At 41.0% G+C, this 12,075-nt stretch carries 10 protein-coding genes; 9 read left to right on the top strand and 1 reads right to left on the bottom strand.

Annotated elements, in window-relative coordinates; all coding sequences use genetic code 11:
- The first annotated feature begins 179 nt into the window (after nt 1-179).
- From hpf to GPS65_RS04600, 4 genes are all read left to right on the top strand, one after another.
- Nucleotides 180-743, top strand: a complete 564-nt coding sequence (hpf, locus tag GPS65_RS04615; RefSeq protein WP_003213481.1) for a ribosome hibernation-promoting factor, HPF/YfiA family — start codon at nt 180-182, stop codon at nt 741-743.
- A gap of 186 nt (nt 744-929) precedes the next feature.
- The gene (gene secA / locus GPS65_RS04610) at nt 930-3,455 is read left to right on the top strand and encodes a preprotein translocase subunit SecA (RefSeq protein ID WP_012011417.1); all 2,526 of its coding nucleotides are present in this window, start codon (nt 930-932) and stop codon (nt 3,453-3,455) included.
- Nucleotides 3,456-3,522: 67 nt separating this feature from the next.
- Nucleotides 3,523-4,624, top strand: a protein-coding gene (gene prfB / locus GPS65_RS04605) for a peptide chain release factor 2 (RefSeq protein ID WP_119125447.1) whose coding sequence is annotated in 2 segments (ribosomal slippage) — nt 3,523-3,594 and nt 3,596-4,624 — 1,101 coding nt in all. Because the reading frame shifts where the segments join, the coding sequence is not laid out codon by codon here.
- 124 nt (nt 4,625-4,748) lie between these two features.
- A complete protein-coding gene (locus GPS65_RS04600; RefSeq protein ID WP_119125446.1) occupies nt 4,749-6,542 on the top strand; it encodes a M3 family oligoendopeptidase in 1,794 nt (597 codons plus the stop codon).
- 16 nt (nt 6,543-6,558) lie between these two features.
- Here the strand turns inward: GPS65_RS04600 and GPS65_RS04595 are convergent, their stop codons facing one another.
- Nucleotides 6,559-7,293: an alpha/beta fold hydrolase gene (locus GPS65_RS04595; RefSeq protein ID WP_161985354.1), complete on the bottom strand. Its 735-nt coding sequence runs from the start codon at nt 7,291-7,293 to the stop codon at nt 6,559-6,561.
- Between the two features lie 189 nt (nt 7,294-7,482).
- Between GPS65_RS04595 and GPS65_RS04590 the strand changes: the two genes are divergently transcribed.
- The 5 genes from GPS65_RS04590 (at nt 7,483) to GPS65_RS04570 (ending at nt 12,036) form a co-directional block, all read left to right on the top strand.
- Nucleotides 7,483-8,331, top strand: a complete 849-nt coding sequence (locus GPS65_RS04590; protein ID WP_003212797.1) for a YitT family protein — start codon at nt 7,483-7,485, stop codon at nt 8,329-8,331.
- 48 nt (nt 8,332-8,379) lie between these two features.
- Nucleotides 8,380-8,709, top strand: coding sequence for a cytochrome c551 (gene cccB, locus GPS65_RS04585; protein ID WP_012011412.1), 330 nt, complete (start codon nt 8,380-8,382; stop codon nt 8,707-8,709).
- Between the two features lie 380 nt (nt 8,710-9,089).
- Nucleotides 9,090-9,776 carry a cell division ATP-binding protein FtsE gene (gene ftsE, locus GPS65_RS04580; protein ID WP_012011410.1) on the top strand — a complete coding sequence of 229 codons (687 nt, stop codon included), beginning with the start codon at nt 9,090-9,092 and terminating at the stop codon, nt 9,774-9,776.
- On the top strand, nt 9,769-10,659 hold the full coding sequence (ftsX, locus tag GPS65_RS04575) for a permease-like cell division protein FtsX (RefSeq protein ID WP_012011409.1): 891 nt from the start codon (nt 9,769-9,771) through the stop codon (nt 10,657-10,659). The genes ftsE and ftsX overlap by 8 nt, the downstream gene beginning before the upstream one ends.
- Before the next feature lie 111 nt (nt 10,660-10,770).
- Nucleotides 10,771-12,036, top strand: coding sequence for a murein hydrolase activator EnvC family protein (locus tag GPS65_RS04570; protein ID WP_088004364.1), 1,266 nt, complete (start codon nt 10,771-10,773; stop codon nt 12,034-12,036).
- Nucleotides 12,037-12,075 lie beyond the last annotated feature (39 nt).

The following is a 12,075-nucleotide window of genomic DNA, read 5'->3' as shown; positions in this document are numbered from 1 at the left end:
GTCTTTTTCAAGATTGAGGCGAATATATATTCATCACCTATCAAGCAACAGTTGAAGCACCGCAAAATTCGACAAATTTCAAGAAATATTCACATTTTTTTTACGTTTGAGCAGGAGAAAAGGAGGGAAAAGTAGAAATAGGTTTACATATCCTTAATTTTAAAGGAGGCGTTCTTTACATGAATTACAATGTCAGAGGAGAAAACATCGACGTAACACCTGCACTAAGAGATCATGTCGAGAAAAAAATTGGAAAGCTGGAGCGTTATTTTGAGACAGACGTAGATGCTTCAGTCAACGTGAACTTGAAGTTTTACAATGATCAAGAATCTAAAGTTGAGGTTACCATTCCAATGACTGATCTAGCACTTCGAGCTGAGGTGCATAATGAAGATATGTACAATGCAGTAGACCTAGCAGCCAGTAAATTAGAACGTCAAATTCGAAAGCACAAAACAAAAGTAAACCGTAAATTCCGCGAGCAAGGTGCCAAAAAGCACTTATTTGCTGGAGGAAATGGGACGGCTGATGTAGCTGTTCAGGATGACGAAGAAATTGATGAAACAGAAATCGTCAGACAAAAACGTTTCAATTTAAAACCGATGGATAGCGAAGAGGCCATTCTTCAAATGAACATGTTAGGTCATAGTTTTTTCGTCTTCACTAATGCTGAGACAAATTTGACCAATGTGGTCTATCGCCGAAATGATGGAAAATATGGACTCATTGAGCCAAACGCTTAATCTGATCTAAAAATAACCTAAAAAAAGTAAACCCGTTCCCTCCATGAGGGGCGGGTTTTTTGTTCGAAATCATTGCAAATTCTTTGGAAATGAAGGAAGGTATGGTATGATAAATGCAGGTAAATATGGACCTGTCAATCTTTTGGACATGCCGAAAAATTGCATGAAATAGAGGAGCGTTATTATATGCTTGGAATCTTAAACAAAGTGTTTGATCCTACGAAACGTACGATCAGCAAATATGAAAAAAAAGCAAATGAAATTGAAGCTCTCGCTCAAGATTTCGAGAAATTATCTGACGAGGCTTTACGAAATAAAACGATCGAATTTAAAGAAAAACTTGAAAAAGGACAATCCGTGGATGACCTGTTGGTTGAAGCATTTGCAACGGTTCGCGAGGCTTCACGCCGCGTGACAGGAATGTTCCCATTTAAGGTGCAGCTCATGGGGGGGATCGCGCTTCATGAAGGCAACATCTCTGAGATGAAAACAGGTGAAGGTAAAACGTTGACTTCAACAATGCCTGTTTATTTAAATGCTCTATCTGGAAAAGGCGTCCACATTGTGACAGTCAACGAATATTTGGCAAGCCGTGATGCAGAGGAAATGGGCAAGATTTTTGAATTTCTTGGCTTAACGGTAGGCTTAAACTTAAACAGCTTAGACAAAGATGAAAAAAGAGAAGCGTATGCCGCTGATATTACGTATTCAACAAACAATGAACTTGGCTTTGACTATTTACGAGATAACATGGTGCTTTACAAAGAGCAAATGGTCCAAAGACCGCTTCATTATGCCGTAATCGATGAGGTTGACTCCATCTTAATTGATGAAGCGAGAACACCGCTTATCATTTCTGGACAAGCTGCGAAATCTACAAAGCTTTATGTACAAGCGAATGCGTTTGTTCGTACATTAAAAATAGAAGATGATTTCACATATGATATTAAAACAAAAAGTGTACAGCTGACAGAAAGCGGAATGACGAAGGCGGAAAAAGCTTTCGGCATCGAGAACTTATTTGATGTCAAACATGTCGCACTGAACCATCACATCGCTCAGGCGCTAAAGGCACATGTTGCGATGCAAAAAGATGTGGATTATGTCGTTGAAGAAGGTCAAGTGGTTATTGTTGACTCGTTCACAGGACGTCTCATGAAAGGACGCCGTTATAGTGAAGGTCTGCATCAAGCCATTGAGGCAAAAGAAGGTCTCGAAGTGCAGAACGAAAGTATGACCCTTGCAACGATCACATTCCAGAACTACTTCCGTATGTATGAAAAGCTTTCTGGTATGACCGGTACAGCGAAAACGGAAGAAGAAGAATTCCGTAACATTTACAACATGCAGGTTGTGACAATCCCGACCAACCAACCAGTCGTTCGTGATGACAGACCTGATTTAATTTACCGCACAATGGAAGGTAAATTTAAAGCAGTGGCTGAAGATGTTGCGCAGCGCTATATGACAGGGCAACCAGTTCTTGTCGGAACAGTAGCGGTTGAGACGTCTGAGCTTATTTCTAAGCTGCTTAAAAATAAAGGGATTCCTCATCAAGTGTTAAATGCGAAAAACCATGAGCGTGAGGCACAAATTATTGAAGAGGCTGGTCAAAAGGGTGCCGTCACCATTGCGACCAACATGGCAGGACGTGGTACGGACATCAAGCTTGGCGAAGGCGTCAAAGAACTTGGCGGTCTAGCTGTCATTGGGACAGAGCGTCATGAATCACGTCGTATTGATAACCAGCTTCGTGGACGTTCTGGTCGTCAAGGAGACCCAGGGATTACCCAATTCTATCTCTCCATGGAAGATGAATTAATGCGCCGATTTGGTGCAGAGCGCACGATGGCAATGCTTGACCGCTTTGGTATGGATGACACTACGCCTATCCAAAGTAAAATGGTGTCTAAAGCCGTTGAATCATCTCAAAAACGTGTTGAGGGCAACAACTTTGATTCACGTAAACAGCTTCTGCAATATGACGATGTGCTTCGTCAGCAGCGTGAAGTGATTTACAAGCAGCGCTTTGAAGTTATTGATTCTGATAACTTAAAATCGATTGTGATCAATATGATTCAGTCTTCAATTGAGCGCGCTGTTGGTTCTTATACGCCGAAAGAAGAGCTTCCAGAAGAATGGAAACTAGATGGGCTTGTTGAATTAATCAACACGAACTATTTAGATGAAGGAGCCATTTCGGTTAAGGATATTTACGGTAAAGAAGCAGATGAAATCACCTCCTTCATTATGGATCGTATTAAAGAAAAATACGATGCAAAAGAAGAAACATATGGCGATGAACAAATGCGAGAATTTGAAAAAGTCATCGTTCTTCGTGCGGTGGATTCAAAGTGGATGGATCATATCGATGCAATGGATCAACTGCGTCAAGGGATTCATTTACGTGCGTATGCACAAACAAATCCGCTTCGTGAGTATCAAATGGAAGGATTTGCGATGTTTGAGCATATGGTCGCTTCAATCGAAGATGATGTAGCCAAATATGTCTTGAAATCAGAAATCCAAAACAACTTAGAGCGTGAAGAAGTCGTTCAAGGGCAAACAACAGCTCATCAGCCTCAAGAGGGTGATGAGGAGAAGACAGTGAAAAAGAAGCCGGTACGTAAAGTGGTAGACATTGGTCGAAACTCACCATGTCACTGCGGAAGCGGCAAGAAATATAAAAATTGTCATGGGAAGACAGAATAAGTAATGGAAAGAGGTGAAAACCTCTTTCTATTCATGTCAGCCCCCATACATCTATGAGGTGAAGGATATGGAATTAGTAGAAATCAGACAAGAGCTTGAAAATATGGCTAGCAGGCTAGCTGATTTTAGGGGGTCTCTTTGACCTCGAAACAAAAGAAGCCAAAATTGCAGAACTCGAAGCGACAATGTCAGAGGCTGATTTTTGGAATGATCAGCAAAAGGCACAAGGCGTCATCAATGAAGCCAATGCGCTAAAGGATAATGTGAATGCATACCATGAGCTCAGTGAATCTCATGAAGAGCTGCAAATGACACATGACCTATTAAAGGAAGATTATGACGAAGAGCTTCATGTAGAGCTTGAGAAAGAGCTGAAGAACTTAACCAAGCAATTTAACGAGTTTGAGTTGCAGCTTCTCTTAAGTGAACCATATGATAAAAACAATGCCATCCTCGAGCTTCACCCAGGTGCAGGCGGTACTGAATCACAGGACTGGGGTTCTATGCTTTTGAGAATGTATACTCGCTGGGCAGAGCGCAGGGGCTTTAAGGTTGAAACGCTTGATTATCTTCCTGGTGATGAAGCAGGAATTAAGTCTGTCACATTGCTCATCAAAGGGCATAACGCATACGGCTACTTAAAAGCAGAAAAAGGCGTCCATCGTCTGGTTCGTATTTCTCCTTTTGATTCATCTGGTCGTAGACATACTTCTTTCGTTTCCTGTGATGTCATGCCTGAGTTCAATGAAGAAATCGATATTGATATTCGAACAGAAGATATCAAAGTAGATACGTATCGTGCAAGCGGCGCTGGTGGACAGCACGTCAATACGACGGACTCTGCCGTTCGTATCACACATATTCCAACCAATGTCGTGGTGACATGCCAAACGGAAAGATCACAAATCAAAAACAGAGAACGTGCGATGAAAATGCTAAAATCGAAACTTTATCAAAGACGGATCGAAGAACAGCAGGCTGAGTTGGATGAAATTAGAGGAGAGCAGAAAGAAATTGGCTGGGGAAGCCAAATTCGCTCTTATGTATTCCATCCGTATTCTCTTGTAAAAGACCATCGTACCAATACGGAGATGGGAAATGTTCAAGCAGTCATGGATGGAGATTTAGATTCATTTATCGACGCATATTTACGTTCGAAATTATCATAAAAACTCGGCTTCTTGCCGGGTTTTTTTTATTGTGAGAAAATATAATGAATATAAAGGAATACATACGCCATACTGACTCTATATCCTTTGTATGATGAAATTAGCAAATAAAGGGGGAAATATTTTGGGATTAACAACATTACAAGAGACGTGGGATTTAGATGCCTTTTTTAAAGGAGGCAGTTCTTCACCAGCATTCAAAACATACTTGCAACACATTGAGCAGCTATTAGATGAATTACGACAAAAGGTCGATGCCTTTTCCAAAGAAGATACACACATTGAAAATAAGTTAACGTCTGTCCTTGACACGTATGAAACCACATATAAAAAACTGTCTCAAGCAGGTTCATTTGTATCCTGTCTTCAATCGCAAAATACAAAGGATATGAAGGCTGGTAGTCTTCGAGGTACGATTGCTAAGTTGGAAGCTGATTTAGGTACCATACTTGCGCTGTTTGATCAGGCGCTTGCTGCTATTTCTCCAAGCAAATGGGAAGATCTCATGAATTCAGAGGCCTTTTCAGATGTTCGCTACATATTAAATGAACGGAGAGACCGCGTGAAGGATCAATTGCCTGTTGAACAAGAAACATTGATTCAAAAGCTAGCTGTTGATGGCTATCATGCGTGGGATGATTTTTATTCTAGCTTGGTAAATAAAATTACGATTCCGTTTGAACAACATGGTGAAACGCAGATGATCTCTGTTGGCCAAGCGGAAAATGCAATGGATGATTCAGACCGTGAAGTCAGAAAGGCTGTTTACCATAACCTAGAGCATGCATGGACGCAGGATGAACATCTATTTGCAAGCACGCTCAATCATTTGGCAGGTTTTCGTTTGCAAGTATATGAAGCAAGAGGCTGGGATCATATTTTAAAAGAGCCGCTTGATATTTGCCGGATGAAACAAGAGACCCTTGATGCCATGTGGTCTGTGATAGATGAACATAAGCAACCATTTATTGATTACTTACATCGAAAGGCTGATATGCTAGGAGTGGATAAGCTAAGCTGGTTTGATGTTGGGGCTCCTATTGGTAGTGAGACCAAGATTTATCCGTATCAGGAAGCAGCGGCTTTTATTGTGAAACATTTCGCTGGGTTTGGAGCGGAGCTTGCTGCCTTTACAGAAAAGGCCTTTAATGAACGCTGGGTAGAAGCTGAGGATCGCCCGAACAAACGAGTAGGCGGTTTTTGTACAAATTTCCCTGACAGCGGAGAGTCGCGTATTTTTATGACCTTCTCAGGAAGTCCATCCAATGTGGCGACACTCGCGCATGAGCTTGGTCATTCTTTCCATCAGGAAGTGATGCAGGATGTTCGCATTCTTAATCGCAAATATGCGATGAATGTCGCTGAAACGGCGTCGACATTCGCAGAAATGATTGTGGCTGATGCTTCATTAAAAGAAGCGGCAAATGAAGAGGAACGTCTCAGTTTGTTAGAGGATAAGCTGCAGCGGAGTGTCGCATTTTTCATGAACATTCAATCTCGTTTCTTATTTGAACAGCGCTTTTATGAAGAGCGAAAACAAGGAGAAGTGCCGGCGGACCGTTTGAATGAGCTGATGGTAGCAGCGCAGAAAGAAGCCTTTGGCGACTCATTAGATGAATACCATCCGCATTTCTGGGCGTCTAAACTGCATTTCCATATCACGGGTGTTCCGTTTTATAATTTCCCATACACATTTGGCTACATGTTCTCACTAGGGATTTATGCAAAAGCCTTGGAGGCTGGTACTTCGTTTGAAGAAAAATACATTGCATTATTAAAGGATACAGCTTCAATGACAGTAGAAGATTTGGCCTTTAAGCACTTAGGTGTCGATCTTACCCAAAAAGATTTTTGGGAGGAAGCCATTAGCCTGGCTGTAGCAGATGCTGAAGAGTTTTTAGAAGCGACGAAAAAGTAAAAATGAAAAGCTCCCATTACGGGAGCTTTTTTGCTGGTGGTAGCCATTCAAGCATCGTCTGAATGATCTCCTTTTGCTGTGTAAGGGCTGGAATATTCGCTGGCTGATCACCTTTTTGTTTACCGTACATGCCAAACTGAGCATGGTTCCCGCCTTTTATTTCATGATAAATGGTTTGAGATGGCAAATTTGTTTTCGATTTCTTGATTTTCTCATGCGTCGCAAGTCCATCCTTTTCACCTGATATAGACAGGACGTTTAAGGACGATGATTTCAGATTATCTGATGCTGGATAAGACGCAAGGAAAAAAAGACCGTCGAGCTTGCTCAGTTTTTTTTCTGCAAACATAGCGGCAGCTGTTCCACCAAGTGAATGTCCTCCAATATACCAGTGTTTGATCGTGTGATGATCTTTCATGATATCTTGTGCTTTATTTGTATGAAAAATCGCAAACGAAAAAGGCATGTCAGGGATAAAGACTGAATAGCCTTTTTTCAACAATTCATTCCCAATATAGGCGTACGAAAGTGGTTCTACCTTGGCTCCTGGATAGAGAATGATGCCCGTATCGCTTTTTGTTGATGCAAATGTATATACATCGTTTTTATGTTCTACTTGCTCGATGTTCACTTGCTTTTTTAATGCGGCAGATGGTCCGTATGTAAAGCGGCTCCATGTATAGAAAGCACCAAAAGCCAAAATGATCAGTGCAAGTAATGTAATGCCTATGATCTTCAGTATTTTCTTCATCGCATGTCCCTTCTTTCTCATGTACATATTAAATATACCATCATTTACTCATGTGCCAAACGGCAAGTACGCTGATCCGTTTGTGTGATAAAGTATTAATCCATTAGCACTGCATTTGGCTGTTATTTACATTCGTAATAGGAGGGCTTAAAATAGGTGTGCATTCAGAAGTAACGGAGGAAGAAAGACATGAAGCAGGGACATTCACAATTATGGATTGAAGCGAAAAATTACTTGTTCATTTTAATCGGATCAGCCATTGTGGCGATCGGATTTAACACGTTATTATTACCGAATCAGATTGCCGCAGGTGGTGTGAGCGGTATTAGTACGATTATGCAGTCATTCGGCTTTGAGGCGGCATATGTGCAGTGGGGGCTCAACATTCCACTGTTTATCGCTGGTTTTTATTTATTAGGTGGTACATTTGGCGTGAAAACGCTCGTTGGATCTATTTTCTTACCTTTGATGGTATTTGTTACAAGGCATATTGCACCTGTAACCCATGAAGCGCTCTTAGCAGCCATATTCGGTGGAGTAGTGATTGGGATAGGAATAGGGCTCGTATTCCTTGGAAACGGATCAACAGGTGGAACGGCGCTCGCTGCTAAAATCATCAATAAATATACTGGCCTCACGCTTGGCACTTGTTTAGCGATGATGGATGGCTTAATTGTTCTCGCTGCGATGACTGTTTTTGGGATTGAAGAGGGGCTGTACGCTGTCATTGGTGTGTTTATTTCAAGTAAAACGATTGATGTCGTACAGGCCGGCTTCAGTCATTCGAAAATGGCAATGATCATTACAGGGCATGAGGATGAAGTTAGACAGGCAGTATTTGATCAAATTGACCGTGGTGTCACAAAGATTTCAGCCGTCGGAGGATATACTGACCATGACCGTCCAATTCTTATGTGTGTCGTTGGGCAGTCACAATTCACAAAGTTGAAACAAGTGGTGAAAGCAATCGATGCATCAGCATTTGTCATCGTAATGGATGCAAAAGAGGTACTTGGTGAGGGTTTTAAAAGGGCGTAAACAAGGATATAATAGCGATGACCAAATGATTGTAAGGGAGGGAATAAGATGAAAAAAAGCGGATTAACGATGCTGTTTGCAGCGATGCTGCTTGTGCTGGCGGCTTGTGGAGGAAATTCAAGCAGCAGTGACAAAGAAGGCAGCAAAAGCGCCTCAAACGTGAGCAGTGGTGAGGAAATTTATCAGCAAAACTGTATTGGCTGTCATGGGAAAGACCTATCTGGCGGAGGCGGACCAAGCCTGAAAGAAGTAGGGAAAAAATACAATGAAAGCCAAATTGCAGATATTGCACACAATGGTAAAGGCTCTATGCCAAGCGGAATGGTAGATGAGAAGCAAGCGAAAGAAGTAGCTAAATGGCTTGCAGAGAAAAAATAAAACCTTTGTCTAATCGACAAGGTTTTTTTATTTTTATATGTAGAAAAAGACTTTTGAATAGTATGAAAACGCATTATATTAAATTTTATTTAAAAAATAAGGGTAAAAAGACATGTTTTTCGGTTTTGAATGTCCTTTTTACCTTTTAACTATAAGTTTTGAAATATAAATGTAATACCATTGCGTCGAATCATGACGTATAATTGGAGTTGTTGAAATTTAGACGATTCAATTTTTTCATCTTTTTGGATGAAAAGGACATAAATTGCTTGTACGTATCGAAGGGTATGTGCGTGACCATACATAACGTGTTTTGACGATGACTGTCAAAACATCATGATAAGCTGTTAGTCAGCAATAAGAAAAGATTAGGTGATTACATGATTGAAATGAAGGAAGTCTACAAGATCTATCCTAACGGTGTAAAGGCGATCAATGGAATCAATGTCTCTATTCACCCAGGAGAGTTTGTGTACGTTGTTGGTCCCAGTGGTGCTGGTAAATCCACATTCATCAAAATGATGTATCGTGAAGAGAAGCCAAGCAAAGGGAAAATCTTAATTAATAACAAAGATTTAGGCTCAATTAAGGAAAAAGAAATACCTTACTTAAGAAGAGAAATTGGCGTAGTGTTCCAAGATTTCAAACTACTTCCAACTCTCACGGTGTTTGAGAACGTGGCATTTGCTCTTGAAGTCATTGGGGAACAGCCTCAAATCATTAAGAAAAAGGTGCTGGATGTACTTGATTTGGTACAACTCAAGCACAAAGCACGACAATTTCCTGACCAGCTCTCTGGCGGTGAGCAGCAGCGTGTATCGATCGCTCGCTCGATCGTGAATAGTCCTGAGGTAGTCATAGCGGACGAGCCGACAGGAAACCTTGATCCAGACACATCTTGGGAAATCATGAAGACACTCGAAGAGATTAATAACCGAGGAACAACAGTCGTCATGGCAACACATAACAAAGAGATTGTAAACAGCATGAAGAAACGCGTCATCGCAATCGAAGATGGAATGATTGTGCGTGACGAAGCAAGAGGGGAGTACGGCATTTATGATTAAAACTCTCTCGCGGCATTTACGTGAGAGCTTCCGTTCACTTGGAAGAAACACGTGGATGACATTTGCATCAATTAGTGCGGTCACTGTCACATTGATTTTAGTTGGGGTTTTTCTTGTCATTATGCTCAACTTGAATAACATGGCATCGAACGCTGAGAAAGAAGTAGAAGTAAAAGTTCTGATCGATTTAACCGCGAATCAAAAGCAGCAGGATGAATTAAAAGCAGAAATTGAGAAGATTCCTGAAATCAGTGATGTGAAATACTCATCCAAGGATGATGAGCTCAAAGCACTGATTAAAAGCTTTGGTGAAAATGGACAATCCATGGGACTTGTTGATCAAGAAAACCCATTAAACGATGCGTTTATTGTGAAAACTTCAGATCCACACGATACACCAAAAGTAGCGAAAAAATTAGAAAACCTAAAAGGTACGTATAAAGTAACCTACGGTAAAGAAGAAGTCAGCCGACTCTTTAATGTGGTCGGAGTGGCGCGAAATGTAGGGATTGCGCTCATCATTGGGCTTTTATTTACAGCCATGTTCTTGATCTCAAATACGATCAAAATTACCATTTTTGCTAGACGTAAAGAAATCGAGATTATGAAGCTTGTAGGTGCAACGAACTGGTTTATCCGCTGGCCGTTCTTTATTGAAGGATTACTGCTTGGTGTATTTGGTTCCATTATACCGATTGCACTTCTGCTTGGCACATATCAATATGCAGTGGGCTGGGTGGCACCGAGAGTACAAGGCTCATTTATTTCCATGCTTCCATATAACCCGTTTGTTTATCAAGTGTCACTGGTCCTTCTTTTGATCGGTGCAATCATTGGTGTATGGGGAAGTTTGACGTCCATCCGTAAATTCTTAAAAGTATAAATCTATTTTTGATGGCAGCACTCGAGAATTAGATAGAAGGTGTGACCGGTTGAACCGATTCATCCGGTCGACTCTTCATGTCGATAGTTGTCATAGGAGGGGAATATCGTTTTGAAAAGAAAGCTGATGATGGCTGGAATGGCAGCGTTTATTGGAACAACGTGGCTATATATTCCAGGGAACGAGAATCGTGCATTCGCATACGAAGACCTAGATCAAAAACGTCAACAAATCGAAGAGAAAACATCAAAGACTGAATCAACTTTGAAGAAAAAGAAATCAGAGCTGGCTAAGCTTGAAAAGAAAGAATCAAAGCTCAAAAAAGAAATTGAAAAGATTGACCACAAAGTAAGTGCAGCAACTGAAAAAGTTGCAGAAAAAGAAAAAGAAGTCAAACAAACGAAACAAGAGATCAAGAAACTAAAAAAAGACATTCAAGTCATCAATGATCGAATTGAAAAAAGAAAAGCTATTTTCAAAGATCGAATTCGTTCGATGCAAAAAAGCGGCGGTACGATCAACTATTTAGATGTGCTGCTGGGTGCTCGCAGCTTTAGTGATTTTGTCGGTCGTGTTGGAGCTGTCACAACCATTGTCGAAGCAGACAAAGACATGATTACAGAACATGAAAATGATTTAAAGCTGGTGGAGCAAAAAGAAGCAGAGCTAAATAATCAGCTAAGTGGACTTGAAACATCTCTGAAAGAGCTAGAAGAGTTGAAAAAGGATTTGTCTAAACAGCAAAAAGAAAAAGAGAAAATCTTAGGGGATGTAACAGATAAAAAGAACCATGCCCATGAAGAATTAGGCAAACTTGAAAATGAGCAAGAAATTCTAACAAACCAAAAAGCGGCTGTGAAGTCTGAGGAAGCACGCCGCCAAAAAGAAGAAGCGAAGAAAGCAGAACAAGCAGCTGCTGAAAAAAGTGCACCTGCACCTCAAAGTGGCGGATCAGATCAAGTATCTGATACACCAGCCAGCAGCTCTGGCTTTATTAAACCAGCTGCTGGCAGATTCTCATCTGGCTTTGGTGGACGTTCTGGCGGAAACCACTTCGGATTAGATATTGCAGCAAAAGGTACAGTATCTGTCGTCGCAGCTGCATCTGGAACAGTCACGAACTCAAGCTACTCATCAAGCTACGGAAATGTGATATTCATTACACATAATATCAATGGACAGACGTATCAAACGGTTTATGCCCACCTGTCTACAAGAAGTGTGTCCACAGGGCAGAGAGTCGAGCAAGGACAATTTCTAGGATATATGGGGAATACAGGCCAGTCTCATGGTCAGCATCTCCATTTTGAAATTCACAAAGGATTATGGAATGGCGCAAAATCAAATGCAGTCAATCCAGCGCAATATATCCGCTAAACAAAAAGCCGATAACATCATGTTATCGGCTTTTCTTAT

It is taken from the genome of Bacillus pumilus (assembly GCF_009937765.1).
In the GTDB taxonomy this organism is placed as follows: domain Bacteria; phylum Bacillota; class Bacilli; order Bacillales; family Bacillaceae; genus Bacillus; species Bacillus pumilus_O.
The sequence above is the reverse complement of the archived record's forward strand: the minus strand, read 5'-3'. Positions and strand labels throughout refer to the sequence as shown.

Coding starts and splice junctions, on each gene's coding strand:
- ftsE (WP_012011410.1), top strand. CDS start 9,090: ATGATTGAAATGAAGGAAGTCTACAAGATCTATCCTAACGGTGTAAAG.
- cccB (WP_012011412.1), top strand. CDS start 8,380: ATGAAAAAAAGCGGATTAACGATGCTGTTTGCAGCGATGCTGCTTGTG.
- hpf (WP_003213481.1), top strand. CDS start 180: ATGAATTACAATGTCAGAGGAGAAAACATCGACGTAACACCTGCACTA.
- ftsX (WP_012011409.1), top strand. CDS start 9,769: ATGATTAAAACTCTCTCGCGGCATTTACGTGAGAGCTTCCGTTCACTT.
- secA (WP_012011417.1), top strand. CDS start 930: ATGCTTGGAATCTTAAACAAAGTGTTTGATCCTACGAAACGTACGATC.
- GPS65_RS04590 (WP_003212797.1), top strand. CDS start 7,483: ATGAAGCAGGGACATTCACAATTATGGATTGAAGCGAAAAATTACTTG.
- GPS65_RS04595 (WP_161985354.1), bottom strand. CDS start 7,293: ATGAAGAAAATACTGAAGATCATAGGCATTACATTACTTGCACTGATC.